26 protein-coding genes are annotated in these 26,380 nt (G+C 62.2%); 8 read left to right on the plus strand and 18 right to left on the minus strand.

Features of this window, described 5'->3' with window-relative positions; genetic code table 11:
- Positions 1–140: 140 nt before the first annotated feature.
- Positions 141–602, minus strand: a complete 462-nt coding sequence (locus tag ACLRGI_RS07285) for an iron chelate uptake ABC transporter family permease subunit (RefSeq protein WP_419200998.1) — start codon at positions 600–602, stop codon at positions 141–143.
- 124 nt (positions 603–726) lie between these two features.
- Here ACLRGI_RS07285 and arfB point away from each other — a divergent pair, with 124 nt between their 5' ends.
- Positions 727–1,146 (plus strand): alternative ribosome rescue aminoacyl-tRNA hydrolase ArfB, encoded by a 420-nt coding sequence (gene arfB / locus ACLRGI_RS07290; protein ID WP_419200999.1) that lies wholly within the window; start codon positions 727–729, stop codon positions 1,144–1,146.
- Positions 1,147–1,233: 87 nt separating this feature from the next.
- Here the strand turns inward: arfB and ACLRGI_RS07295 are convergent, their stop codons facing one another.
- The 3 genes from ACLRGI_RS07295 to ACLRGI_RS07305 form a co-directional block, all read right to left on the minus strand.
- Complete coding sequence (locus ACLRGI_RS07295; protein ID WP_419201000.1) at positions 1,234–2,982, minus strand: pyruvate dehydrogenase; 1,749 nt, start codon at positions 2,980–2,982, stop codon at positions 1,234–1,236.
- 87 nt (positions 2,983–3,069) lie between these two features.
- Positions 3,070–3,420: a DUF3846 domain-containing protein gene (locus tag ACLRGI_RS07300; RefSeq protein ID WP_419201002.1), complete on the minus strand. Its 351-nt coding sequence runs from the start codon at positions 3,418–3,420 to the stop codon at positions 3,070–3,072.
- Between the two features lie 37 nt (positions 3,421–3,457).
- Entirely contained in the window at positions 3,458–3,592 is a 135-nt protein-coding gene (locus ACLRGI_RS07305; RefSeq protein WP_419201003.1) for a hypothetical protein, read from the minus strand.
- Positions 3,593–3,747: 155 nt separating this feature from the next.
- Here ACLRGI_RS07305 and ligD point away from each other — a divergent pair, with 155 nt between their 5' ends.
- Complete coding sequence (ligD, locus tag ACLRGI_RS07310; RefSeq protein ID WP_419201004.1) at positions 3,748–4,992, plus strand: non-homologous end-joining DNA ligase; 1,245 nt, start codon at positions 3,748–3,750, stop codon at positions 4,990–4,992.
- A 27-nt stretch (positions 4,993–5,019) separates the two neighbouring features.
- On the opposite strand, the gene ACLRGI_RS07315 is transcribed toward ligD, so the two are convergent.
- Positions 5,020–5,628, minus strand: a complete 609-nt coding sequence (locus ACLRGI_RS07315; RefSeq protein WP_419201005.1) for a dihydrofolate reductase family protein — start codon at positions 5,626–5,628, stop codon at positions 5,020–5,022.
- Positions 5,629–5,822: 194 nt separating this feature from the next.
- Here ACLRGI_RS07315 and ACLRGI_RS07320 point away from each other — a divergent pair, with 194 nt between their 5' ends.
- Positions 5,823–7,073, plus strand: a complete 1,251-nt coding sequence (locus ACLRGI_RS07320; protein WP_419201006.1) for a cation:proton antiporter — start codon at positions 5,823–5,825, stop codon at positions 7,071–7,073.
- A gap of 232 nt (positions 7,074–7,305) precedes the next feature.
- Positions 7,306–7,509, plus strand: coding sequence for a cold-shock protein (locus ACLRGI_RS07325; protein ID WP_014921815.1), 204 nt, complete (start codon positions 7,306–7,308; stop codon positions 7,507–7,509).
- A gap of 66 nt (positions 7,510–7,575) precedes the next feature.
- On the opposite strand, the gene ACLRGI_RS07330 is transcribed toward ACLRGI_RS07325, so the two are convergent.
- The 6 genes from ACLRGI_RS07330 to ACLRGI_RS07355 form a co-directional block, all read right to left on the minus strand.
- Positions 7,576–8,772 carry an NAD(P)/FAD-dependent oxidoreductase gene (locus tag ACLRGI_RS07330; RefSeq protein ID WP_419201007.1) on the minus strand — a complete coding sequence of 399 codons (1,197 nt, stop codon included), beginning with the start codon at positions 8,770–8,772 and terminating at the stop codon, positions 7,576–7,578.
- A gap of 4 nt (positions 8,773–8,776) precedes the next feature.
- A complete protein-coding gene (locus ACLRGI_RS07335; protein WP_419201008.1) occupies positions 8,777–8,983 on the minus strand; it encodes a hypervirulence associated TUDOR domain-containing protein in 207 nt (68 codons plus the stop codon).
- Between the two features lie 407 nt (positions 8,984–9,390).
- Positions 9,391–10,449 (minus strand): NAD-dependent epimerase/dehydratase family protein, encoded by a 1,059-nt coding sequence (locus ACLRGI_RS07340; protein ID WP_419201009.1) that lies wholly within the window; start codon positions 10,447–10,449, stop codon positions 9,391–9,393.
- The gene (locus ACLRGI_RS07345; protein ID WP_419201010.1) at positions 10,446–13,142 is read right to left on the minus strand and encodes an alpha/beta fold hydrolase; all 2,697 of its coding nucleotides are present in this window, start codon (positions 13,140–13,142) and stop codon (positions 10,446–10,448) included. The genes ACLRGI_RS07340 and ACLRGI_RS07345 overlap by 4 nt, the downstream gene beginning before the upstream one ends.
- Positions 13,136–14,158, minus strand: coding sequence for a 3-oxoacyl-ACP synthase III (locus ACLRGI_RS07350; protein ID WP_419201011.1), 1,023 nt, complete (start codon positions 14,156–14,158; stop codon positions 13,136–13,138). The genes ACLRGI_RS07345 and ACLRGI_RS07350 overlap by 7 nt, the downstream gene beginning before the upstream one ends.
- 149 nt (positions 14,159–14,307) lie before the next feature.
- Complete coding sequence (locus ACLRGI_RS07355) at positions 14,308–14,733, minus strand: ChaB family protein (protein ID WP_419201012.1); 426 nt, start codon at positions 14,731–14,733, stop codon at positions 14,308–14,310.
- Between the two features lie 228 nt (positions 14,734–14,961).
- On the opposite strand from ACLRGI_RS07355, the gene ACLRGI_RS07360 reads away from it, so the two are divergent.
- Both ACLRGI_RS07360 and iolB read left to right on the plus strand, forming a co-directional pair.
- Positions 14,962–15,702 (plus strand): GntR family transcriptional regulator, encoded by a 741-nt coding sequence (locus ACLRGI_RS07360; RefSeq protein ID WP_017199821.1) that lies wholly within the window; start codon positions 14,962–14,964, stop codon positions 15,700–15,702.
- Between the two features lie 46 nt (positions 15,703–15,748).
- A complete protein-coding gene (gene iolB / locus ACLRGI_RS07365) occupies positions 15,749–16,642 on the plus strand; it encodes a 5-deoxy-glucuronate isomerase (protein ID WP_419201013.1) in 894 nt (297 codons plus the stop codon).
- Positions 16,643–16,711: 69 nt separating this feature from the next.
- Here iolB and ACLRGI_RS07370 read toward each other — a convergent pair whose 3' ends face one another.
- The 7 genes from ACLRGI_RS07370 to ACLRGI_RS07400 form a co-directional block, all read right to left on the minus strand.
- Positions 16,712–17,746 carry a Gfo/Idh/MocA family protein gene (locus tag ACLRGI_RS07370; protein ID WP_419201014.1) on the minus strand — a complete coding sequence of 345 codons (1,035 nt, stop codon included), beginning with the start codon at positions 17,744–17,746 and terminating at the stop codon, positions 16,712–16,714.
- Entirely contained in the window at positions 17,743–18,798 is a 1,056-nt protein-coding gene (locus ACLRGI_RS07375; protein WP_419201015.1) for a Gfo/Idh/MocA family protein, read from the minus strand. Before ACLRGI_RS07375 ends, ACLRGI_RS07370 begins: the two co-directional genes overlap by 4 nt.
- Positions 18,795–19,793 (minus strand): Gfo/Idh/MocA family oxidoreductase, encoded by a 999-nt coding sequence (locus ACLRGI_RS07380; protein ID WP_419201016.1) that lies wholly within the window; start codon positions 19,791–19,793, stop codon positions 18,795–18,797. The genes ACLRGI_RS07375 and ACLRGI_RS07380 overlap by 4 nt, the downstream gene beginning before the upstream one ends.
- A gap of 39 nt (positions 19,794–19,832) precedes the next feature.
- Complete coding sequence (locus ACLRGI_RS07385; protein WP_419201017.1) at positions 19,833–20,759, minus strand: ATP-binding cassette domain-containing protein; 927 nt, start codon at positions 20,757–20,759, stop codon at positions 19,833–19,835.
- 14 nt (positions 20,760–20,773) lie between these two features.
- Positions 20,774–21,832 carry an ABC transporter permease gene (locus tag ACLRGI_RS07390; protein WP_419201018.1) on the minus strand — a complete coding sequence of 353 codons (1,059 nt, stop codon included), beginning with the start codon at positions 21,830–21,832 and terminating at the stop codon, positions 20,774–20,776.
- Between the two features lie 64 nt (positions 21,833–21,896).
- Positions 21,897–22,892 carry a substrate-binding domain-containing protein gene (locus ACLRGI_RS07395; RefSeq protein ID WP_419201019.1) on the minus strand — a complete coding sequence of 332 codons (996 nt, stop codon included), beginning with the start codon at positions 22,890–22,892 and terminating at the stop codon, positions 21,897–21,899.
- A gap of 145 nt (positions 22,893–23,037) precedes the next feature.
- Positions 23,038–24,051 (minus strand): LacI family DNA-binding transcriptional regulator, encoded by a 1,014-nt coding sequence (locus tag ACLRGI_RS07400; protein ID WP_419201020.1) that lies wholly within the window; start codon positions 24,049–24,051, stop codon positions 23,038–23,040.
- A gap of 148 nt (positions 24,052–24,199) precedes the next feature.
- On the opposite strand from ACLRGI_RS07400, the gene ACLRGI_RS07405 reads away from it, so the two are divergent.
- The gene (locus tag ACLRGI_RS07405) at positions 24,200–25,378 is read left to right on the plus strand and encodes a Gfo/Idh/MocA family protein (RefSeq protein ID WP_419201021.1); all 1,179 of its coding nucleotides are present in this window, start codon (positions 24,200–24,202) and stop codon (positions 25,376–25,378) included.
- A complete protein-coding gene (locus tag ACLRGI_RS07410; protein ID WP_419201023.1) occupies positions 25,375–26,376 on the plus strand; it encodes a sugar phosphate isomerase/epimerase family protein in 1,002 nt (333 codons plus the stop codon). The genes ACLRGI_RS07405 and ACLRGI_RS07410 overlap by 4 nt, the downstream gene beginning before the upstream one ends.
- Positions 26,377–26,380 lie beyond the last annotated feature (4 nt).

Below are 26,380 nucleotides of genomic sequence, written 5' to 3' on the forward strand. Positions count from 1 at the left end.
GATCAGCGACTGGCCGGTGAAAGAGACCGGGATGGAGGGGAAAACAGGGGTAGACTGGTGCATCGAAAGGGTGCTCCTTCACGACCGGGATTATTGGCTTAGACACCACTATTTTCCCGTGTCAGAGCACCTTTTCGCCTTTAAACACACCGTCCAGCGCCGAACCCATGAAAACCCCGGGTTAGACGGTGCGGTCCACCCGTGAACGCCAGGGCAGATACACGAAGTAGGGGGCGCCCACTAACGCGGTCATGATTCCGGCCAGGTATCTGGACCGGCGCTACCACCGTCCGACCGATGACGTCGGCCAGCACCACCCTGCAGGCGCCAATCCGCGCGGCCACCGGTAGAACCCGCGAGTGTCGTGCTCCCGTGAGCGTGCGGGCGGCGTGGGGTGCCACAAGTCCCACGAAGGCTATGACGCCCACCGAAGAGGCGGCACCAGCGGTCAACAACACAGCCAGGGACAACAGGAGCAGCCGGGATCCGGACAACCCAATGCCGAGCACACGCGGAGAATCGTCGTCCATTGCGATCAGGTCCATCCGACGCGAGAAGAGAAAGAGTGCGGCGACGGCCACGAGGACTGAAAGCGATGCCACCGGACAACAGCGCCGGTAGGGCCAGGCCGACCCCCGCCACAGCCACGATCGCAAAATGTGCGCCGGCGTTCACAGCCAGCGTGGGCTCGGGCCCGGGGTGTCCTGGACATGCGAGGCTTGTCTCATGGACTTGGAGATTTCGCCTTCCCTGACTATCCCCGCCCCGGAACTCAGCTGGCGGTTCTCCCGCTCTTCCGGGCCGGGCGGTCAACACGTCAACACCACGGATAGCCGAGCGGAGTTGACGTGGAATATCGCAGATTCCGCGGCACTGACAGATGAGCAGCGGCAGTTGCTCCTCAAACGCCTGGGGCGAAAACTTGTGGGTGGCAACATCACCGTGTCCGCTTCGGAGGAGCGATCCCAGCTGCGCAATCGCGAGATCGCCGCAGCCAAGCTCGCCGGGCTCATAAGAGCGGGACTTGTCCCCGAGTCCATCCGTCGCGCGTCCAAACCTACCCGCGGCTCCGCCAGACGCCACCGTGTAGCGAAAGAACTCAGGTCAGCAACCAAACAGCAACGACGCCGGCCTGCCCCCGAATAGCCTGACTCCTCGTCGGTCCTGCGTTCAGTGGACGTTCCGAGGCAAGCCGCACCGCACCTACCTCAATCATCGATTTCGGGACTGCATTTATCGCCGTGGGATATTGCGCAGATTGCTTCGCGCCATGCTCACAGCTTCTCCGGCACCACGGTTCAGGACCACTTTGGACATGGCAGTAGCGAAGCCAATGACCTGCGAACCCGAAATTTTCGGAGGGATGGACAGGGCATTCGGGTCAGTGATGAGCTCCACCAAGGACGGGCCGGGATGCGCAAACGCCGCCCGGTAGGCCGCCTCGATGTCCGCCGGATCGGTGACGCGCACGGCATGGAAACCCAGGGCTTTGGCCACTGCAGCGTAATCGGCGTCCGGCACGTCCACTCCGAAGTCGGGTAGCCCGTCCACCAGCATTTCGAGCTTGACCATGCCCAGCGTGGAGTTGTTGAACACCACCACGTTCACGGGCAATTGGTGCGCGGCCACGGTGATGAGCTCACCCAACAGCATGGACAGGCCGCCGTCTCCGGATACAGAAACCACCTGTCGTCCGGGATAAGCCGCCTGTGCGCCGATCGCGTGCGGAAGGGCGTTGGCCATGGACCCATGGAGGAACGAGCCAATCAGCCGCCGGGTGCCCAACGGGTTGATGTAGCGCGCCGTCCACACGTTGCACATGCCGGTATCGGCCGTGAAGATGGCGTCTTCCGCCGCCACCTGATCCAGCAGCGAGGCCGCGTACTCAGGGTGGATGGGCTGCTTCTTCTCCACTTTGCGGGTGTAGGCGCCCACGGCTTTGTTCATGAGGCGGTCATGCTTCTTCAGCATTTGGTCAAGGAACCGACGGCTCTTCTTCGGCGTCACCAACGGCAGCAAGGCAGTCAGCGTCGGCAGGACGTCGCCATGGACTGCGATGTCGACGTCGGTCCGCCTCCCCAGCCGCTGCGCGGCCCGGTCCACCTGGGCCGTTCGGGTGTCCGGCAGGAACTGGTCATAGGGAAAATCAGTGCCAAGCAGGATCAGCAGGTCCGCGTCCTCAATGCCCTCGGCAGCCGCTCCATAGCCGAGCAACCCGGTCATCCCGATGTCGAAAGGGTTCTGGTACTGGACAAAGTCCTTGCCACGCAGGGAGTGGCCGATGGGTGCGTTGACCAGTTCTGCCAGAGCGATCAACTCATCATGGGCGCCTTCTACGCCGGCGCCGGCGAAAATGGCCACCTTACCGGCGTCGTTAATGGCGTCAGCCAGTTCCCGGACACTGGCTGGATGGGGCACCAGGGCCGCCGGACGGAACGTTGCCGGCAGCGGGGTCGGGGCCGTAGCTTCAAGCCCGGCGATATCTCCCGGAAGAGTAACGACTGCGACTCCCCCGAGACCTACGGCGTTCTGGATGGCGCTGTGCATGACCCGAGGCGCTTGCTCGGCCGTACTGATCATCTCCGAATACACGGAGCACTCAGTGAAAAGGCGGTCCGGGTGGGTCTCCTGGAAGAAGCCGCTGCCAATCTGTTTGCTGGGGATGTGCGAAGCGATGGCGAGCACCGGAGCTCCGGTGCGGTTGGCGTCATACAGGCCATTAATCAGGTGCAGATTGCCAGGACCGCATGATCCCGCGCAAACAGCCAACTTCCCGGTCAACTGGGCCTCGGCGGCGGCAGCAAATGCGGCCGCTTCCTCATGGCGAACATGGATCCAGTCGATGCCGCCCTTTTTGGAGCCTCCGGTTTTCCGGACGGCATCCACGATTGGATTAAGGCTGTCGCCAACGATTCCGTAGATCCGCTGCACACCGGCAGCCTGAAGTTGTTCGATAAGTTGGGTGGCGAGTTCCTTGGCCATAATGTGCAGGCTCCCTCAATGGTGGTGTTGGGCTGACAGGGCCAATATAGTCGGCCCGCCCCGTCCCCACCTGTGAACGCCTCCTGCCTAAGCTGCCAGCCGTGTCTCGAACAGGCGCTCCGCCAGGCTCAACAGATGGCGCGGCACATCCTCATCACTACCGCTGGTCCCGTGACCGAGAAAAACGGCAGTGCCACTGACGGTGTTTTCCATTGGAGCCCCTGCCTCGCGAATCAAGACCTCGGCCCGCGGGTTGGGGGGCAACGGAATGTGGATTGCTTCGTCATTCAGGAGAACGTGCCACCCCTGGCCGGTTATTGCTTCAACATTTCCTCCCACGAGGGACTGCTGAATTGTCATGACAGGCTCGATTCCCGCCACTCGAATACACTCACTGATGCTTGCAGGAATAATGAGAGAAGTAATGAGTTGCTGCATTGCCGTGATTTCCTTTTCTCTTGCTACGTGGCCTTTCCTAACGCTGGTTTTTCCTGGGCTTTGAGAAGAGGTTGTCACTCCCCTCGGCCTTTGCCCGCTTTTCTGCCCTCTTTTCAAGAATGCTTTTCCCCGACTTCTTCGACTTGGCACCGCTGGGTGATTTTCCGGACATTTTCGACTCCCTTTGTAGTTTTCGATATGACAACACCATACCTACTTATATTTTTAAAGCCAGTCGCAAATTTCCACACTTCCCATCAGGGGATTTATGCCTTTTCTGCGACGCGACTCTGGCTGGGAGCGCTGTTCATTGCTAGCGTGGCCCGCATGAATCCGTCGAAGCCCCCGGCCGAGATCCTCGACATCGCCGGCAACGAGGTCCGCATCTCCAATCCGGACAAGCTGGTGTTTCCCCAGCCCGGGGTGACCAAGCTCGACCTGGTGAAGTACTACCTCGCAGTGGCAGAGGGTGCGCTGCGCGGTGCGGGCGGCCGTCCCATGGTGCTCAAACGCTTTCCCAAGGGCATCGATGCTGAACCGTTCTTTCAGAAACGCGTGCCTGAGAACCACCCTGACTTCATTGACACGGCAACTCTCCACTACTCATCCGGCACCTCTGCCGAGGAGACAGTCATCCGCGATGCTGCCGGCTTGGCGTGGGTGGTAAATCTCGGATGCCTGGACCTCAACCCGCACCCTGTGCGCGCCGAGGACCTCGACCATCCGGACGAACTTCGCGTGGACCTGGACCCCATGCCCGGCGTCGACTGGTCCCGGATCGTGGACACCGCCTACGTCGCACAAGACGTGCTGGAGGACGTCGGGTTGGTGGGGTGGCCAAAGACGAGCGGCTCCCGGGGGCTTCATATCCTGGTCAGGATTGCACCGCAGTGGTCTTACCGCGACGTGCGGCTCGCCGCCGAGACCCTTGCCCGTGAAGTGGAAAATCGCGCTCCGGGGCTGGCAACGGCCAAATGGTGGAAGGAAGAGCGTGGCGAGAGCGTCTTCGTCGACTTCAACCAGAACGCTAAGGATCGGACCGTAGCTTCCGCATACTCTGTTCGTTCACGGCCCGATGCCCGCGTCTCAACGCCCCTGACGTGGGAGGAGGTGCGCTCCGTCCGGCCGGAGCAGTTCACGGTCCGCTCTGTACCTGCGCGTTTCGCGGAACTGGGCGACCCACATGCAGGGATCGATGACGCTGCCGGCTCGCTCGAAGGACTTCTTGCCCTGGCTGCCGAACTCGGTCCCGCGGAAAAGGCGCCCCGGAGCGGCGACGGCTCCGGTCGCCGGATTTCAACGATGCCGCTCATCGAGGTGGCACGGACCAAGACCAAGCCTGAAGCGGAGGCGGCCCTCACTGAGTGGAAGGAGCGGCACGCGGAGGTTGCCTCCTTGCTGCACCCTGCCGACGTCCTGGTCGACGGCATGCGGGGATCGAGTTCGCTGTGGTACCGGGTTCGGATAAACCTTCAGCACGTCCCCGAAAACCGGCGCCCATCACAGGAGGAACTCACTACGGACTACGACCCGTGGGCAGGCAAGGAATGGCCGGGCCGGCCGGGTTCCTGACGCTGGCCAAAAACTGGAGACGTGCGGCTAGTCCTGACCGATGGTGATTCCCGTCACCGGGGCGCCGGCACGCTCATAGGAGAGCAGGACCGCGCCCTTCGGGAACGCCATGGGTGGTTGGGCGAACCTGAAGGCCGCGGGGACGCCGGTGCCATCGGAAAACAGGCGCTTTCCGGAGCCGAACGTGAGCGGATAAAGGAAGAGATGCAGTCGATCGAGGAGGTCAGCCTCAAGCAGGGAGCGAATGAGGTGGCCGCTGCCGAACATGTGGATGTCGTCGAAGCGCTCCTTGAGTTCGGCAAGGCCAGAGAGGTCTGACATTGCGGTGGTGCCTTCCCATTCCGGCTGCTTTAGTGTTTGCGACACCACGAACTTCGGCAAGGCATTGAACGTCTGTCCGATGTGGTCCTTCTGCTGAGGCCAAAAATTCGCGAAGATGTCGTAAGTTTTTCGTCCGAGCAGGAGAGCGTCCATACGGTCAATTGCCATGCCAATGGCTTCCGCTGTTTCATCGTCAAAATATGCGGCCTGCCAGCCACCGAATTCAAAGCCACCGCCCCTGTCTTCTTCAGGGCCGCCCGGTGCTTGATAAACGCCGTCAAGGGTGATGAACAGGTTGGCGGTAAGGATTCCCACGGTGCGCTCCTTCCCATGGCCCGTGGCCGGATGCCGCGGCGCTGTGGCATGTTCGTCGAATCAGTATGCTGCATCGCGGTGGTTCACGGAACCCGGCGTTGGGGGCTGGAGGCGCAGGATTTCCCGACTGGCTTTTTTGGCCCTGGAATTATGGCCGGTGGAATCGTGGCGCACGGTGGGACGCGGCGGTAGCTTTGGGAGTACTTTTCCTTGAAGCAGCCGAGGTACCGGAGGCACTGCCCATGCAAGGCTTATCGGCATCACTGGTCCTCATCGCCGTGATAGCTGTGGTGGCGCCCCTTGCCACCAGGCTCCTGGATCATTGGGTCAAAGTGCCCATCGTCGTTTTTGAGATTGTTCTTGGCATCGTGCTCGGTCCCAGTCTCCTGGGGTGGGTTCAGTCCACGGTGTTTACCGATACGCTGGCCGACTTCGGACTGGCCATGCTGTTCTTCGTGGCTGGAAACGAGATCGATTTCACGGCAATCCGCGGTCGCCCCCTTTACCGTGCATCCACCGGGTGGGTAATTTCGCTGGCCGCAGGTATTGGGGCAGGGTTTATCCTGGTCCCCTCAGCGGAGGCTGCCGTAATTATCGGCGTGGCCTTGTGCTCCACGGCCCTGGGGGCGTTGCTGCCGATACTCCGGGACGCCGGCGCCTCCAAGACGCCGATCGGTGTTGCCGTGACGGCGTTGGGCGCGGCCGGCGAGTTTGGTCCGCTGATAGCTATTTCGCTGTTCTTCAGCGGCAGAGAACTCGGGGTGGCATCAGGAGTCCTCCTCGGCTTCGTTCTCCTGACCGGGGTGGCGATCTACTTTGCCTCCCAGGCACGGCACACCTTATTCCACACCCAAGTCACAGCCACGCTGCATACCAGCAGCCAGTTCGCCATCCGGTCCATCCTGTTGGTCCTCAGCACGCTGGTGGTACTCAGCATGGTTCTGGGGCTCGATATGCTGCTGGGCGCCTTCGCGGCCGGAGTCCTCTGGAAAGTCACCATCGCGCGGGCTCCCGAAGTAGACCGGAAGATCATTGAGACCAAGATCGACGCTGTGGCTTTTGGCTTCCTGGTGCCCATCTTCTTCATCGATACCGGCATTGACTTCGATCTGGGCGCCTTGATTTCCAGTCCCGTGACCCTGGCCATGGTGCCGCTGTTCCTTGCGCTGTTGTTGATCATCCGCGGCCTGCCGTCCCTGCTCGCCGCGCCTCCCGGCTCCAGCCGGGCAGACAAAAGTGCCCTCGTGCTGTTCGGGGCTACAGGCTTGCCAATCATCGTGGCTGTAACAACCATTGGCCGGGAGCACGGATTAATCACCAGCGGAACCTCCTCCGCTCTCATCGGGGCGGGGATGCTCTCGGTACTCCTGTTTCCGTTGCTTGCGCTTCGCCAGCTCCGCCGCGCAGAGGCTGCGGACCCTACGCTGCTCGCCCCGGACGCCTGACGCCGCCAGGCCGGCCATGAAGCCATGAAGCAGCCCAGGCAGAAGCAACAAGCGTCCGACGGCGGCCTCCCGCCGTCGGACGTTCTTCCCACCGACTACTAAACGACTCCCACACGACTGGCGTAAATGTGTTGCCCCAAGCGGAACCGGCCCATAGGCTCATATGGTGAGTGGCAGGGACGGCAAACCGACCAGCGGGACCGACCAGCGACCGGGTGAAGGAAATAAAGGCATGGCAACAGGAACAGTTAAGTGGTTTAACGCTGAAAAGGGTTTCGGATTCATCGCCCCGGACGATGGAGGCCCGGACGTGTTTGCTCACTACTCAGCGATTACGTCGAGCGGATACCGCTCGCTGGAGGAGAACCAGAAGGTCCAGTTCGATATTACGCAGGGTCCCAAAGGTCCGCAGGCGGAAAACATTCAGCCGGCGTAGTTTCACAAAGCAAGCTGCACAACACGAGACCGGTCGGGCCTGATGGCCTGACCGGTCTTTTGGCGTCTACGCCCGGCCTTTGAGGATCAGGTGCCAGTAAACCTGCGGGAACATATCACGGTCCACCCACCAGGAGAGGCGCCTTTCCTTCCATGTGGGTACCTTCGGGATGGTCGGCATGGGCCGGTACCGGGGGTCGAACTCGGCAAAGACCACGGTGTTCCGCGACACGGTGAACGGACAGACGGAGTATCCGTTGTACTTCCGGGCAAGCGGTTCGCCTTTGCGCGCCGAAACCAAGTTTTTCGCCAGGACTTTGCTCTGCTTGCGCAGCGCCCCGCCGGCTTTGGAGTTAGCGGTTCCTGCAGCATCGCCCAGTGACCAGACGTTGGGGTACCTGGGATGCCTCAACGTCTCTGTATCCACCTCAACGAAGCCGTGCTGCTCCCCTTCGGCCGGCAAGTCCGTGGCTTTGAGCCAGTCCGGCGCCGATTGGGGCGGAACGGCATTCAGGACATCGTAGGGCAGTTCCTCCGTAGTGCCGTCCGCACTGTTTTGGATAGTGGCCGTCCGACCGCCAGGATTTACGGCCACCACTTCGCTGTTGGTCCGCAATTCGATTCCGTATTCGGCAATCTTCCGGTCAAGCTCACGGTCAACCTCGGGAACGCCGAAGACTGTGGGATACGGCTGGACCATAACCACCCGGATATTCTCCAGGACGCCTTGTTCCCGCCAATAATCACAGGCCAAATACATCGGTTTCTGGCTGGCCCCGGCGCACTTGGCAGGTCCCGACGGCATGGTGAAGATGACGGTGCCCGACTTCAAGGTGCTCAAGAGGGTCCAAAGTTTGGGAGCAAGCTCAAACTCGTAATGGGAGGCGCCGTACGGCGATTGCACAGCCTCGGCCATCCCCGGCACGGCGTCCCAGTTGTACTGCAGGCCCGGGCACACAACAAGGTGCCCGTAGGACACCGTTGACCCGGACGCCAACGTCACCAAATTGGCGTCCGCATCCACGTTGACAGCTTCGTCCTTAAGCCAGGCAACGCCGTTGGGGGTGACTGACTCCTGGCTCCGGACGGCTTCCTTGACCTCGGCCCGGCCGCCTGCAATGTGGGAGAACAAGGGCTGGTAAAGATGATGCTCTTTCGGCTCGATGAGGGCGATGTCCTTGACGCCGTACCGCTTCAAGCGCGCAGCCAGTGACACGCCCGCATTGCCGCCTCCGATGATGACCACCTCGTGCTGCCGGTCCATGCCGCTAGCTCTTTTCGGTCAACGCTGAGCTCTTGTGAGCGGCCCTGGCACCGGTTTTATCTGACTCCACCACATACTGCGGCTCGTCGTCACTGGCCACGTGCTTGTTTCCGTCCAGTACAAAGTCACTGGTCTTCTTTTCCACGATCTTTCCGTGCGTTGCGCCCTGTGGGGTGTTCCACTCCACACGTGTTCCCTTGCTCAGTGCCATGTCCGCTCCTAGTGTGGTGTCCCTCTTCAACTTGGGCTGCTCCACAATAGTAAGCATGATGATCATCTTGCGGTACCAGCCCGGGTGGTCGAAAACCCGGTGGCCGAAAGCGAGCTCAGCGGGAAACGAAGAAAGTCGGTATCGGACAGATTGCCCGGCCGGTAGTGACATCAGAGGGCTCACGGCTGTGGGACCCGCTGGGTTACCTCGATGACGACGTGTGGCATCGGTCCTCGAACATGGCCCCGTCATAGCGATTGTGGTCGCGTCGCTTTGGAAACGTCCCGGTCCTCGTGGCCGAGGCATACCGCCAGTGGGTGGGGTGCAGCGACCCGGGCATTGTCTATTGGTCCGGGAGCACAAGGAAGGGCCAGCGTTTGATCGGATCTACGGCAATGGCAACAATGTCAGCGGTTCCGGAGCAAAAGGCGTTTTGCACGATTCTGTCCAGCGGCATGCAGCATGGACGCGGGGAGACTTCGACCATCTGACCTGAAATTTCTGCCGTAGTACTCGGCCAGCCGGGCCAGTCCTTCATCAATCGACACGGCAGGTGCCCAGTCCAGGAGTTCACGGGTGGCCCGTTGGTCGAACCAATGGGCAGTGGACAGTTGTTCGGCGAGGAACCTGGTCATCGGCGGCTCCTCCTTACGCCCTGCCCAGGTCCAAAGTTTTTCCACTACTGCTCCGGCTGCCCTTGCCGCAGCACCGGGCACAGACCACGACGGCGGTGCCACGCCACCTGCCGTACAGATGCCGGCCAGCAACTCGCCAATCGGCCGTGGCTCACCATTGCTGACCACTACGGCCCTGCCATGGACGTGCTCCATACGGTGTAGCGCGGCGACGATGGCGGCCGCGGCGTTGTCCACATAGGTGGTATCGATCAGTGCAGCGCCGGCGTCAAGCAACGGCAGCCGGCCATGGCTGGCGCGCGTCAGGACCCGTTCAACCAGCTGGGTATCGCCTGGACCCCACACAATGTGGGGACGCACTGCTGCCACCCGGAAGTCAGGTCGATCCGCTGCCAGGGCCAGCAATTCTGCCTCCGCCTTGGTACGGGCGTAGTCGCCGCGCGCATGGGATGGGTCAGCCTGCTCCGCACCCAATCCCACGATTGCTGCGCCGGAGTGCGCCACCGATGGTGAGGACACGTACACCACGTCCCGCACCCCGGCCGCCCCGGCCAGACGGAGCAACCGGCGTGTTCCCCCCACATTCAGAGCGTCAAATTCTGCTGCAGGTCCGGTAATGGACACTTTAGCGGCGAGGTGGATGATTCCCTCCGCCCCGTCTACTGCGCTGCGGAGAGCCGCATCATCGTTGATGGACCCCCGGAAGTCCTCAACACCGTCAACCCCCGATGGGCGGCGCTGGAACGTGGCCACGGCATGACCTTGGCGGAGCAGTTGCCGTGCGACTTCCCCTCCAAGGAGCCCGCTGGCGCCGGTGACGAGAATCCTCATGGCTTCCCCGGACGTCCGCCGGCGAGCACCCGGGACGCCCAGCGTCCCAGACGGGTCCTGTCGATCTTGGCGTTGTGCCTGATGTCGGTGGGCTGCGAGGGGACCACGAGCACGGCGCTGACATCGACGCCGGCCTGGGAAGCCGCGCGCCGGACACTCCCCGCGAGTTCGGGCGCAGCCGGGCCGGCTTTGGGAACGGGAGGCACGGTTTCGACGACGGCGACCACGGCCTGCGTCCCCGACGGTCCAACACCGGCGATCGCAGCCATCCGCACGCCGTCCAAGCGTTCGATGGATTGTTCTGCCCCGACAGGTGTCACCACCGTTCCAGGCGCCGTCACCACATGGGCAAGGCGGCCCTCCACCCAAAGCCGGCCGGCGGCGTCGAAGTGACCTACGTCGCCCGTTCGGTGCCATCCGGGCAGGCCGGCGCTCTGCCGTTGGGTCAGCCACAGCCTGTCATAGGCTTCTTTGACGTGCGGCGCGCTGACCAAAATCTCCCCGGTCACCCCCGCCTCGGTCACGCAAGCCGATCCGGCGGAGGTTCCATCCGCTGCCAACGGGACAACCGCCAGTTTGGCTCCGTGAACCGGCTTCCCCACGCACACCCCATTGCCGGCGCCAACGACGGTCCCGGCAGCCGCATCGGCATCAGCGGCGCGGATTTCTTCCAGGCTGATATCCGTCACCGGAAGGGCCTCGGTCATACCGTACGGCGTATGCAAGGAGGCGTGGGGCATCAACTCCTGAACCTCTGCCAGAAGTGGCTCAGGGACGGGCGCGCCTGCGGACAGCAGCAACTGCACCTTTGCAAGAGCATCGTGTGCTGACCGGCTAAGGTCTGGTCGGGTAGCTGTGACATTGCGCAGGGCCGCAGGTGAGGCGAACACCACGGTAGCGTCAATGGCAGCCACGGCGTCGCCCAGTGCGCGGGCCGTCAAGGTTCGGGGCGCAGTGACGTCCATGGCCGGGGTCACCGAAACCGCTCCGAGCGCCGGGCCCAGCAAGGCAAACGGGGCGAAGCCCGCCACGAGCCGGGAACCGGGACGGATCCCAAACGTCGCGGCAACCGTGTCGCGCATAGCGGCTAGCTGGCGGTGCGTATAGAGCACGCCCTTCGCGGGGCCAGTGGAGCCGGACGTGAACAGGACAGCAGCCGGCGCATCCGGATCCACGCTCGTCATGGACGGCTGCTTGCTTTGCCCGGCGCCCTTCCTCGCCAAGGCCGCAAGCGAGGTCTCAACCCCCAGGATTCGACGTCGGGCGGGAGGGAGGTCCTGCACGCTGATGCGCCGTCCCGGCCAGCCGAGCACCGAGGCCGCGGCAAGTGCTTTGTCGATGCCGATGATGAAATCGGCGGTAGCGCCCTTGACGGCGCGGCTCATGCCTTTGGTTCCCAGTCCGGCGTCTGCCACCACTACTACGGCACCCAGCTTGAGGCAGGCATAGAGGGCCACGGTGAGTTCACTTCCAGGCGGGACCATGAGGCTTACGCGGCTGCCCTTTCCCACACCGGCTTTCCGGAGCCCGTCCGCCACATCAAGGATGCCCCGGTCCAACTCCTCCCAGCTGAGGGATCGATTCACGCGACCGTCGGCCGCCATCTCCGCAACGGCGATGTCTTCCTTTGCCGTTCCCGCAGCCAATTTACTGAGCGAGTCCCAGAGGGGTCGGAAAACTGTCTCCTCGTTTTCCGCAGAGTCCCTCAGAGCGGGCGCCTTGGCATCAGCGGTGACCATCGGGGAATCACCGCCGGCGATTTCGGCGGCGTGCACAGCAAGCCAGTCAAAGATCGGCGTGGCAATATCCCGGTCCTCCGGCAAGAGGTGTCCGGCACCTTCGAATCGATGTACGTCCGCGTGCGGAAGCCGAGCGATGAGGTCTTTGAGGTATCGGTCCGAAAATATCGGATCCTTGGGACCCCAGAGCATCAGCGCGGGCACCTTCAGCCCGCGCAGGCCTTCCGCCACGCGTGTGAGCGCAGGAAAGCTCGGATGGGAAGGGCTTGCGGGAATGTCAGCAACAAAGTTCCCCACGCCGGACCGGCGCCCTGCTCCGCGGTAGGGGGCCATGAAAGCCCTTCCGACGTCGGCCGGCAGCGGTGGGTTCGCCAGCGAGTGGGTTACCCGCAGGAACGCGTCCGACGTCGTGGTGCCCCACCTGTGTACGGCGGGATGCAAGGCGAGCCGGAGGGGCGAGGGGATCGGGGAATCCGCGGGTTGATGGACGGCTGTGTTGGTCAGCACCACACCCGTGACGAGCTGCGGGTGCTCCAAGGCCCAGCCCGCGCTGATCACGCCTCCCCAATCGTGGCCCACCGTCACCACCGGCCCTTCCAGGCCCAGCGCATCGGTGAGGTCACCGAGGTCGTTGATCCGGTCAGCCAGGCGACGGAATGTCCCGGTGCGCTCTGAATAGCCCATGTCGAGCTGGTCCACGGCGACCACACGCCACGAATGGGCCGGGTCTGCGCCCGCCCTCAACAATGTCCGCCAAAGGTAGGACCAGGTGGGATTGCCGTGCACGCACAACAAGGTACCGACCGGAGTCAGGCCACGTGCAGAGAGTTGGGCAGAGTTATCCAGCAAGTGCCAGCGGCGAGCAGCGCCCGGCGTGTCCACCTCCGACGTGGACCTTACCCGGATTGTCCGGGACCATTCCGGGTCCACACCGGGCCAGTTGGTGGCTACCAAACGATTTCCACCATTCCTGCGTTCAGCCCGGATCCCACGCCCATGCATAGGACCCGGTCGCCTGAGGTCAACGATTGTGCCTGGGCTGCGAGAGTCATGGGCAGAGACGCAGGGCCCACATTGCCCCAATGCGGGAACGTGATGGGAACCTTGTCCGGGTCGAGGTCGATGGCATTGATGATCGCCTGGGTGTAGGCGTTGCTGACCTGGTGCGTGACGTAGCGGTCCATGCTGGCCCAGTCCCACTCAGGCTGGGCTTCATGCCAGGCATCCACCACCAGCTGCAGGCCGCCGTCGAGCAAGCCTTTGGTATCGGTGGACATGCCATCGATGCCGCCAACGCACAATTCGTGGTGTTCCGTGCCGGCGCGCATGACGCCTCCCACGAGCCGGTGCCCGCCGGGGTGCTCATCAATAGGGCCCAGGACGGCCGCGGCGGCTCCGGATCCAAGGGTCAACGTGGCGAATTCCCGGTTGAAGTCTTCCCGTGTGGTCTCTGGCCTTTGGAGTCGCGCCAGCGTGGCTTCCTGCGTGCCCTGGGCGTCCTCGCCGTTGACTATGACCGCATACTTGATCTGCCCCGAGTCGATCATGTTGGCCGCAAGGATCAAGCCGTTCACGAATCCGAGACAGGCGTTGGCCAAGTCAAAGTTCATGGCCGAGGACGGCAGGCCGAGCTCGTGGTGGATCTTGACTGCCACGGAGGGTTCAAGGTTGCGCCTGGTAACCGAGGTGTTGATCAGCAAACCGATTTCGGAGGCTTCCACACCAGCCTCGGCAAGGGCTTTTGCGCCTGCTTCCACGGCAGCGTCGTCGAACGAGGTCCCCGCGGCCCACCAGCGGCGGTGCGTGATGCCGGCAACGCGTTCAAGTAATCGTGGTGGAAACTTCAGCCGCTGCAGGGTCGAAGCCAATCTCCGGTCGAAATCCGTGGAGCTCACTATCCTCGGAGCCTCGACGCTGCTCACCGAGAGCAGCGCGGTGTTGCTGTGCCGGAAGGTCGCATTCCCTGCCAAGTTAAGCCCCTGTTCGTTTCTGTCCTGCCTTCATGCGGTGACTGTACCCATAAAGTGCAACCCCGAGACGTTAACTATGCCGGTGTGAACCGGTTCCTGCACATTCGGGTCCCCCGGGGCGGCTCAAGACCGAGTCGGGATGAGCAGGGCTAGCCTTCGCGTGCCTTCCGCGTCGCGGCGTCGTTGGCCTTTTGGAGCGCTTCCACGAGCTCATCCTTGTCCATTTTCGAGCGGCCTTTGATATCCAGTTCCCGGGCCCGTCGGTAGAGGTGCTCCTTGGAAGCGTGGGCATCCACTCCCCCGGCCGTCGGCTTATCCGAGTCCGCACCTTCTTCCGCGCGGTCGTCGGAAGGGCCTCGTTCCTCTTTGGGCTCCCAGTGGTCACCCACTTTCTCGTAACTGTGCTTCAGCGCAGCGAAGGCGGTGCGGGCAGCCCGGCCCGAATCATTGTCATAGGACTCCATGGCCGAATCGTAGGTCTTGGCAAAAGTGTCCTGGGCTTTCTGGTCCGAGCGCTGCAAGGTGGACGGCAACTCGTCCTTACGGGCGTGATTGTTCTTTCCGGTCTTGGGCATGGTGCTCAACCTCCCGACGTCCTGTTTGTCCGCAGCGATTCAAGTCTGACGTGAAGACAGGGCCGGGATCAAGAACCGGAACCGGCGAAGCCGGAAGTCCTCTTGACCGACGGAAGTAGGCTGCTACCATCGAGGGAGAAAGTATGTCCTATCAAGCGAACAAATGGCTACATACCCCAAGCTTCCACAAGGAGGCACGAGGTTGAGCCTGAAATCCGGGGTATTCCAGTGGTTACCAAACTTGGTCTCAACATCGACCGCTCTTCGCCTGTGCCCCTGTACCACCAGGTGGTTCAGGGTATCGAAGCTGCCATCCACAGCGGAGTATTGGAACCCGGAAGTCGCCTTGAGAACGAAATCGACCTCGCGGCCCAGCTCAACCTGTCCAGGCCAACCATGCGCAAAGCCATGGATGAACTTGTCCGGTCCGGGCTCCTGGTCCGCAAACGCGGCGTGGGAACCCAGGTGGTATCCAGCCAGGTCCGCCGCCCCCTGGAACTCTCCAGCCTTTTTGACGACCTCACCAATAACGGCAAGAAGCCCACCACCACCGTGCTGAGCTTTTCCCACGAGGAAGCCGACGCCGCCACCCTTGCGGCGCTTGAACTTCCGGCCGGCTCCAAGGTGTACCACTTCACCCGCCTGCGCAAAGTGGGGGGAAAACCCTTGGCCCTGATGGAAAACTGGGTGCGCGATGACATCGCCACCATGGACGAAGCGATGCTTGCGGCTGAAGGCCTTTACTCAATCCTGCGCCGCGGTGGCGTGAACTTCCGCCTTGCCACCCAACGCATCGGCGCCATGATCGCCAATGACTACCAAGCACCCCTCCTTGAGACCGAGGTCAACTCCGCCCTGGTCACCATGGAACGCACTGCCGTGGACGATACCGGCCGCCACGTGGAGACGGGCCACCACGTTTACCGCGCCGATTCCTACAGTTTTGAAATGACACTCGTACAGCGCTGATTCAGCCGCAACAGCCGGTACAGCTACTACAAAGGACTCCCCTTCCATGACCAATTGGGTTTACCCCTTGGGTTCCGCCGCCGATGGCGCTTGGGACATTTCGCTAGGCACTTCCGATTCCTCCATAGCCATCGATGGCTGGGCGCACACCGGCCTCAAGGTGGCCACCATCGCGGCGGGCGCCGTGGTTGACCTGCCCGCTGTTGGAGAGGAACGCATCGTGGTTCCGCTCAATGGCGCGTTCACAGTAACGGTCGACGGCTTCGGCCACGAACTTGCGGGACGGTCCTCCGTGTTCCACGGACCCAGCGACGTCCTGTACTCCGGCATCGGAAAGTCTGTCACCATCAGCTCGTCCGACGGCGGACGCGTCGCCGTCGCGACCGCCCCTGCCCACACGTCCTATCCAACCCGCTTGGTCAAGGCTGCCGAGACACCCGTGGAACTGCGGGGCGCCGGCAACTGTTCGCGACAAGTGCATAATTTCGGCACGCCGGCGGTGCTGGAGGCGGACCGTTTCATCGTGTGCGAGGTCATTACTCCTGCCGGGAATTGGTCCTCCTATCCCCCGCACAAGCACGATGAGGAAAAGGACGGCGAAACCCACCTCGAGGAGATCTATTACTTCGAGACGCAGGTAGCCGCCGGTTCCGGCGCACCGGCCGACGCCGACGCAATCGGCTACCAGCGGGTCTATGCCTCGGATGAGCGGCCCATCGACGTTTCCGCGGAAGTACGCACTGGCGACGTCGTTCTGGTCCCCTATGGTTGGCACGGTCCCGCCATGGCAGCGCCGGGCTACGACATGTATTACCTCAACGTGATGGCAGGCCCAGGGCCCGTCCGCGAGTGGCTGATCAGCGACGACCCCCACCATGGTTGGGTGCGGCAGAGCTGGGAAGGCCAAGACATCGACCCCCGGCTGCCATTCGGCGCCTAGCTTCAGGCATGAAAATGCCCCTTCCCTGATCCACTGGACCAGGGAAGGGGCATTTTTTGCGCCGAAGCGTCAGCTGGACACCTTGAGTGCAACCTTCACGGGCACGCCGGTTGCCAGCGATTCCTGGGCTGCATCTGCCACACGGGATGCAGCCACCGCGTCGTCCGGAGTGCAGGGATTCGCGCGCTCCCCCATTACCAACTCCACGAAGGCGACTATTTCGGAGCGGTAGGCCTGGTCGAAACGGCCGGCGAAGGTCTCATGCGGCTTCCCTCCGGGGAAGGTCACCGACGGCTCAGCCGAAGACAACGCAGTCTTCTCATCCAAACCCACCATGACCGAGCCGCTTGAGCCTTGGATCTCCAGCCGCACATCGTGCCCGGCCCCGTTGTAACGGCTGGCAGAAACCGTGCCCACCGTGCCGTCGTCGAAAGTGACGAGCGCCAAAGCCGTGTCCACGTCACCCACGTCCCCAATGGCTGGATCGCCGTTGTTGGAACCCTTGGCATACACCTCGACGATTTCGCGGCCCGTCAGCCAGCGAAGGATGTCAAAGTCATGGACCGAACAGTCCCTGAACAAGCCCCCGGATGTTGCCAGGAACTCCACCGGGGGCGGCGTCATGTCGCAGGTAACGGCACGCAGGGAATGGATCCATCCCAACTCCCCGGCTTGATACGCCCGCTTGGCCTCCAAATAGCCGGCATCGAAGCGTCGCTGGTGGCCGATTTGCACCACGCCGTTGTTCTCGCTGATGTAGTCCAGCACCGGCAGCGCATCGGAGACGTTCATGGCTACAGGCTTTTCGCAGAAGACCGGGACCCCCGCATCCACCCCGGCGCGGATCAACTCCGGATGGGTCGCCGTTCCCGTCGCAACTACCAAGCCATCCACACCGGAGGCGAGGAGCTCCGCCACTGAGGGGACGAATTCTGCGCCCAGTCCGGCTGCGACTGTCCGCGCATGGTCCGTGGCAACGTCTGTGAGCTTCAGGCGGATATTCACACCCCTGCGGCGGAGTGTTTCTTTGAGGGCCATGATGTTGTTGGCGTGCATGAGGCCGATGCGCCCTACGCCAACCAGGCCAAGAATGACATCATTCATGATTTTCCTTCGAAGGTAGAAGTGTTTGGTTCCTGGAACACCAGACCCAGCTGGCTCCTGATTTCATCGGCCACGTCCAGAGTGCGGATGGAGTCCTCAAGCATCCGTTCGCTGGCTTGGGTACCGCCTGAGGCAATAATCCGGGCCACGGCTGCGGCCTCGTAGTGAAGGCCCTCGAAGTGTCCACCGGCTGGTTCATCGTGGCGTAGTCGCCGCCCGTCAGGGAACCTGACTTCGAACGCGCCGGGCATGTTGAAGGGACCCTCGATTGCCAAGGTGGCCTTTGTGCCGACAATGATGGCCGTGGTGGGCGTGAAGTTGTGGATATGGGTGTTCACCATTGCCTGCGCGCCGCCGTCGAACTGCATGACGGCGGACAGCTGGGCGTTAACCCCTGTCGCATGTGGTTGGCCAATGGCCTTCAGCTGGTTCGGGCTGCCCAGCACTTCCGTGACCAGGGCCAGCGGATACGTGCCCAGGTCAAGCAGCGGGCCGCCGGCCAATTCAGGATCAAAGATGCGATGCGAGGGATCAAAGTGCTCACCGTATTCCGCAAGCACTGTGGTGATGGTGCCCAGCATTCCGGAATCGAGTATCTGCCGGATCACATCGAACTTCGGCAGGAAGAACGTCCACATGGCCTCGGCGGCAAAGACGCCGGCGGCCTCGGCACGCACGGCAATATCCCGCGCCTGTCCTGCGTTGAGCCCAAGGGGTTTCTCGACCAGGACGTGCTTACCCGCCTCGATTGCCAGGACAGCTGCTGCGTGGTGCCCGGTGTGGGGTGTACACACATAGACGATGTCTACGTCGGGCGCTGCCGCGAGCTCCTCATAGCTGCCATAGGCGGCGGGGATGTTGAAGGCCTCGGCAAACGCCTTTGATCTGCTGAGGGAACGCGATCCGACGGCGGCTATCACCTGTCCCGTGTGCGCCTGGATGGATTCCGTGAACCTTTCGGCAATCCACCCGGGACCCACTATGCCCCAGCGCAAACTTGGAGCATCGCGCGAGTGCGGCACGCGGGAATGCGGGAGCCTTGGTTCAGTCACGAATAGCTGACTTTCGTAGTTGACCCATCGCTATGCAGCGACTGGATCATGGCCTGTGCAACGAGGGCGGCGTTGAGTCCGTCCTGCGCACCGGCAAGGGACGGCGTTTCTCCTGCCGCCAGAGCCCAAATCCAAGCCTGCAGCTGAAGCCGATATGCATCGGCGAAGCGGGGCCGCCAGTCTGCAGGGATCAGAGACTGCCTGGTTCCCTCCTGTTCGATGTCCAGCAGGGACGACTCCTGAAGGCAAGTGGTACCCAATTCCGAAACCACCTCACAGCGGGTGGTGTAGCCATACTGGGCGTTGAGGTACAGCTCCAGAGTAGTGAGTGTCCCGTCGGCAGTGCGGAGGGTCATGAACGAAGGATCCCTGAGCCCCGCTTCGGCACGCCGTGTACTCTTTCCCGCCTGCCATGACACTTCCGTGATGGGCGAGCCAAGCAGCCAGGGAATGATGTCCAGCTCATGGACGGCCGAATTGGTAATGGCGGATTCCGTGGTTGTTCCGGGCGCTGCTGAGCCATTCCTGCTGACGCAGTGCACCATGAGGGCCTCGCCCTGCTTTCTGCTGCGCACGGATTCCCGAAGTGCCGTATAGCCAGGATCGAAGCGCCGCATGAAGCCGAGCGACAGCAGCGAAGCGCCCGTTGCAGCCACGATGTCCGCGTCGGCCGCCACCACTTCCAGGCTTTCCAGAAGCGTTGGTGCCAACGGCTTTTCGCACAGCACCGGCGTCATCGCCTCAAAGCACTCCAGGACCAGGCCGGCGTGGGTGGAGTCGTGCGAGGCAACCACGACGGCGTCCACCTCGCTGGAGTTGATCAGCTCCGACGGGTCTGAGGTAATACGTGCGGTGGGCGGTGCCGCCGCGGCGGCCCGGTCGACGTCGAGATCCGCCACGAAGGTGACCTCGGCGCCGCCTATGGTAGTGGAGAGGTTCCTGATGTGGTCCGCGCCCATGACTCCGGCGCCAATGACACCTACCCGGATCGGCATGGTGTTCCCTTCTGGTTGCAGTCTGTGCGGATGGTGCCGCTAGGCGTGTTTCGGAGCGCCGGAGTTCACGCTGTCCGTCACCTCCGCGACTTCGGCTTTGACCTCTTTGACCACATCACCGTGACCGCCCAGCTGCTCCAGCTCATGTGCGAGTTCGGCAAGTTCAGCACCGCCTGCCATCTGGGCGGTGAGTTCGTCCAGGGTGATGTCCTTCTTGTCGTAGTAGCCAATGGATTTGCCACGCTTGAGCAGCAGGAAACGATCCCCAACCGGGAAAGCATGGTGCGGGTTGTGGGTGATGAAGATGACCCCGAGTCCGCGGTCGCGGGCTTGGAGGATGTAGCGCAGGACCACACCGGACTGCTTCACACCAAGTGCTGCAGTGGGTTCGTCCAGGATGAGGACCTTCGCTCCGAAGTACACGGCACGGGCAATGGCGACACACTGGCGTTCGCCGCCGGAGAGCTGTCCGATGGGTTGCTCCACATCGCGCAGGTCAATGCCCATCTCGGCCAATTCCTTGAGGGTGATGGCCTTCATCTGTTCGACGTCCATGTACTTGAACGGTCCGAGGCCCTTGGTGAGCTCGGAACCGAGGAAGAAATTCCGCCAGATGGGCATCAGCGGAACCACGGCCAGGTCCTGGTACACGGTGGCAATGCCGGCATCCAAGGCATCGCGGGGGGAACCGAACTTCCGTTCCTCACCCATGATGTTCAGTACGCCCTCGTCGTGCTGGTGGAGGCCGGCGATGATCTTGATCAGCGTTGACTTTCCCGCGCCGTTATCGCCCAGCACGCAGGTAACGCGACCGTTGTCCACGGCCATGGTGACGTCGCGAAGGGCGATGATGTTGCCGTAGTGCTTGCCCACTCCCTCCAGGGACAGGAGATGGACGGGCGTATGGGTGAGGGGATCGCGCTCATTCTGAAGCAACGTTTCCTGGTCGATGGCTTTGGCATTCATTTTTCCGAGGCCCCTTACTTGAGTTCCGCGCGGCGCTTGACGATGAGGTTGACGATGGTGGCGAGCAGAAGCATCAAGCCCAGGAAGAACTTGAACCAGTCCGGGTTCCACTGCGCATACACAATGCCCTTGTTGGCCATGCCGAAGATAAACGCACCGATGGCCCCACCCACGGCCGAGCCGTAGCCGCCAGTCAGGAGACAGCCCCCAATGACTGCAGCAATGATGTAGAGGAACTCGTTTCCAACACCTTCACCGGACTGCACGGCATCGAAGGCAAAGAGGTTGTGCATGCCCAGGATCCAGCCGCAGAAGCCAACCGCCATGAAAAGGCCGATCTTGGTCTTGGTCACCGGGACGCCAACGGCGCGGGCGGCGTTGGCATCACCGCCAACGGCGAAGATCCAGTTGCCAACGCGGGTGCGCAGCAGGATCCACGATGCCACTGCCACAAGGACGATCCAGAAGAACACTGTGATCTTCACTTCCACACCGCCGATGCTGATGGAGGAAGCGAACACCGCCCGTGCTGATTCGAACCCGTCCAACTTGGAGATCGACGGCGAGGAGACGCTGCCGCCGATAAGGCGGGTCAGTGCGAGGTTGAGGCCTGTCAGCATGAGGAAGGTCGCCAGGGTGACGATGAAGCTGGGAAGTTTTGTCTTGACGAGAATCCAGCCATTGATGAATCCAATGCCCAGCGAGACTACCAGGGCCAGCGTGACGCCAACCCATGCATTCAGTGAGAAGTTCCAGCTGAAGAGTGAGGCCGTCAGTGCCGACGAGATAACCGCGACTCCGGTGGAGAGATCAAACTCTCCGCCGATCATCAGCAACGACACTCCCACCGCCATGATGCCAATGGTCGATGAACCGTAGAGCACAGTGGCCAGTGCGTTCGGTTGCGTAAACGTCTGGGAAACAGAAGCGAAGAAGATGAACAGGACAACTGCTCCTACCAATGCACCGACCTCGGGCCTCGCCAGGAATTTTTGGACCGGACTCCGGCGTCCGACCCGTTCGTCGCCAGGGGCCGAAGACCCGGCCGGCGGCAGCGTTGTTGTATTTGCCATGGGAATGACTCCTTGTTGGTCAGGCTGCGTGGCGGTTCTCCGCCACGCAGCCGGATGCCTGGATCTAGCGGACGCCCTGCTGGGCGAACTTAAGGACGTCGGAGGCGTTGGCCTTGTCCACGATGGTTGGGCCGGTCAGGACGGGCTGGCCGCCGCCGATTTTGAAGCCGCCGCGCTTTGCCTGCCACAAGGCATCAACTGACATGTAGCCCTGAAGCCATGGCTGCTGGTCGACGGTGAAGATCACTTGGCCGTCGACGATCTTCTGGGCAAGTTCGGCATTGAGGTCGAAGCTGGCTACCTTGGACGAACTGCCGGCATCAGCGACTGACTTGAGGAGTGTGAGGGTGATGGGGGCGCCGAGACCGATGATCACATCAGCATCCTTGGACGCCTGAAGTTTCGCCGTGGCCGTTGACTGAACAGCGGTCATGTCCTTGCCATCGACGTAGAGGATTTCCGTTGCCGGCACCTTGGCTTTTACGCCGGCACAGCGCGCTTCCAGGCCCACGTGGCCCTGTTGCTGGATCACGCAAACCGGGTGCTTGTAGCCTTCTGCGGCAAGCCGCGTGCCTACCGCCTCGCCGGCAAGCTGTTCGTTGGATCCGAAGTGCGTGAAAGCGCCGAGCTGGGTGGAAACGGATTCGCCGGCGTTGAGGCTCACCACGGGGATACCCGCATCGGTGGCCTTCTTCAGTACATCCTTCAGCGCATCCGGCGTTGCAACCGTGACGGCAATGCCGTCAACTTTCTGGTCGATGGCCTGTTGAACAAGCTGCGCCTGGCGTCCTGCTTCGGGATCGCTGGTGTACAGGAGTTCTACATTGTCCTTGCTTGATGCTTCTTCTGCGCCCTTGCGGACAATGTCCCAGAAGGTGTCGCCAGCCGCTGCGTGCGTAATCAGGGCCACCTTGATGCGGGATGTGCCGGCTACCTGGCCGGCGGCTGCCCCTCCACCGGAATCTGCCGGTTTGCCACCCTGGCTCGAACAGGCGCTCAGGGCCACCAATGGAACCACTGCTGCGACGACTGCCGCTTTGCGCCACGAGAAATTTGCCACTGTTATCTCCTTTGATGTCAGCTTCGGGCGTCCGGGGACTCGTGCCCGGATTGCCTGCTACCTCGATCATGGTGACCCGACTCACAAATGTCAATACTTTGTCCTGACATTAGTATGTTTGTACGTAGTAAATCATTTTAGATGCTCAGGATCGCGGCGCCACCGTAGTGCCCCGTACCAGCAAAATGGGGTCGATCAACGTGCGCTGCGGTACCTGAGCGGCGCCTTGGATGCGATTCAACAGCGCGCGGGCAACCTCCGCTCCCACCACGTCACTGCGGTTGTCCACGGACGTCAGCTCGAGATAACGGGACTTCGCCAGCGCGGAATTGTCATAACCAATGACGGATACATCCGCCGGTGCCGCCAAGCCGCGGGCCTTGATCGCGCCCAAGGCGCCCAGTGCCATGGTGTCGTTGGCGGCAAAAATCGCCGTGGTTTCGGGATGGTGGTCAAGGATCCAGCAGGCCGAAGCATAACCATCCTCCTCCGTAGTGTCACCCTCCTCGCCCACGATCAGCGGTTCTACACCGGCTTCGCGGAGTCGGCCCTGGAAGCCGTCCCTGCGATGGGCTGCTGCGCCGCCTAAGCCCGAAAGGTGCCCGATCCGCCTGTGCCCCAGTCCCAGGAGGTGATCCGCGGCCATTGCGCCGCCAGCGTCGTCGTCGTTGGTGATGAGGTCAGCGTCGTCCGGCACTCCATTCCGCCACCCCGCCACCACGGTGGGAACACCCGTTCCACTCAGCGCCGCCGCACCAGGCTCGGCCGCGATCACCAAGCCATCCACATGCATGGCAAGCAAGCCGTCCGCAGCCTCCTTGACGCGGTTTTCTCCGGGGCGTGAATCGGCCAGCGTCACCTGGTAGCCATGGTCCGACAACACGGATTCCAAACCGCGCAGCAGGTCAACGAACCAAAGGTTTCGATAGTCGTCAATGACGAGGCCAATACTCTTGGTCCGGCTACTCGCCAACGTCGTGGCGGCCCGGCTGGGACGGTATCCCAGCTCAGCGATGGCGGCGCGAACCGCCTCCCGGCGCTTGCCACTGACTTTCCCTGGATTCTGGAGGACCAGTGAAACCAGTGATGGCGAGACGCCGGCCAGTTGTGCAACATCGTAAATCGTTGGGCGCCGCGCCTGCGGTGTACTCATGCTCATGAGGCCAACTTTCATGGGGTCGTCAAGTTGAGATGAACTATTGACAGGACATATGGACATAGCTACTGTCGAATCCAGTTTACAAAATTGTAGCGCTACAAAATGCCGCCGAATCTCCCCGCCGCGGCAAAATTTCAAAGGAGAAATCATGGCTGAAAGCCTTGGCGTCGCGGTCATCGGCGCAGGTATGGCCGGAAAGGCTCATGCAGCGGCCTATCGGACTGCGTCAACACTGTACAGCCCGGCACTTCCGGATATCCGATTGGTCTCCATTGGTGACGTGAACGCCGAATTCGGCTCGCTGGCAGCCCGCCGCTTTGGCTACGCACGCCACGACGCCTCATGGCAGGCAATCGCAGAAGCTGACGATATTGACGTCGTAAGCGTGGTCATAGCGAACTCATTGCACCGCGAAGTGGTGGAAGGACTGTTGGCCGCCGGGAAGCACGTGTTGTGCGAGAAGCCGTTGAGCGATTCGCTGGAAGACGCCCGCGCCATGGCGGAGGCTGCCCGCAACGCCAACTCGATCGCCCGCATCGGATTCACCTTCCGCCGCACTCCGGGCATCGCCTACATCCGTGACCTTATCCGGAACGGAACCTTGGGGAATGTCCTGCACTTCAGCGGCCGGTACTGGACCGACTACGGTTTCAGTCCCGAAGCACCGATGAGCTGGCGTTACAAAGGCGGACCAGGCTCGGGCGCCTTGGCCGACGTCGGAAGCCATCTGACGTATGTCTCCGAGTTCCTGTGCGGTGACATCAAGTCCATCAGCGGCGGTCGGCTCACCACTGCGATCAACAAGCGTCCATTGCCACTCAGCGCCGTCATGGGCCATGACCACGCGGCCGTCAGCGACACCTTCGAAGCAGTTGAGAACGACGACTACGCAGCATTCAACGCTGAGTTCGCAAACGGTGCAGGCAGCTTCGAAGTATCACGTGTAGCGGCAGGACACGCCAACAGCCTCCAATTCGAGGTCTTTTGCGAAAAGGGCGCAGCCAAGTTCGACCAGCGCCGCCCATCGGAAATCCAACTGTTCCTTAACGACGGTTCCGGCAACGACAACGGCTACCGCCAGGTGATCCTCGGTCCGGGCCATCCCTATATTGCCGGCGGCCTCGCCATGGATGCGCCGGAGGTCGGTTTTGGCCAGAATGACGCGTTCGGGTACCAAGCCCGCGCGTTCCTGGAGGAGGTCGCAGGACTTGACGAAGACACCTCCCTGCCCCGCTGCGCCTCCTTCGACGAAGGCGTGCGCAACATGGAACTTCTCGGTGCCGTCACCGAATCCGCCCTCTACAACGGGAAGAAGATCACACTATGAAACTCGGCGTCTACAACGCAATCCTGCACGACCGGCCACTCCCGGAGGCGCTCAAGGTCATCGCAGACCTGGGACTGACCGGCATTGAAATCAATACCGGCGGCTTCCTGCCGGCAGTTCATGTACCCACCATGGATCAGATCCTGGAGAGCGACGCGGCCCGCGATGATTACCTGGCGCTGTTTGAGGGGACCAGCGTTTCGATCGCCGGCCTGAACTGCAACGGCAATCCCCTGCACCCTAAGCGCGAAATCGGCGAAAAGCATGCTGAAGATATCCGCCGCTCCATTCGACTGGCGCATCGGCTGGGACAGAAACGGGTAGTCACCATGTCCGGGCTGCCCGGCGGCGAGCCCGGTGCCACTACCGTCAACTGGGTGGTCAATGCCTGGAACTCTGGGGCGCTTGACGTGTTGGACTATCAATGGGGCGTCGCCGCCGATTTCTGGAGGGAAACCGACCGCCTTGCTGCGGACCACGACGTCAAGGTGGCACTCGAACTGCACCCGCAGAACATCGTGTTCAACACTGCGGACGTCTACAAGCTCATCGAACTCACCGGCGCCACGCACGTTGGGGTGGAACTGGATGCTTCGCACCTTTTCTGGCAGCAGATGGATCCCGTTGCGGTGGTCCGCGAGCTCGGTCCGCTGGTGTTCCAGGCGGCCGCAAAAGATGTCCGGGTGAATACCGGGAATGCGGCCCTCTACGGCGTACTGGACAACAGCTTCCGCCGTCTCTCTCCGGATGGGAACCGCACCAACCTTGGCGGCGACGAGTGGGCCAATGAATGGCCGAAGAACTCCGCGTGGGACTTCGTGGCCTTGGGCCGAGGCCACGACACCGCCTTCTGGACGGAGTTCCTGCGCGCGCTGCACGAGGTGGACCCGGACATGCTGGTCAACATCGAGCATGAGGACGTTTCCCTGGGGCGCATTGAAGGGCTGCAGGTGGCAGCCCAGGTCCTGCTGGACGCTGATGCCGCGCTCTCCGCTTGACCCC

This window comes from Paenarthrobacter sp. PPS72 (genome assembly GCF_048537125.1).
GTDB classification, from domain to species: Bacteria; Actinomycetota; Actinomycetes; order Actinomycetales; family Micrococcaceae; genus Arthrobacter; species Arthrobacter nitroguajacolicus_E.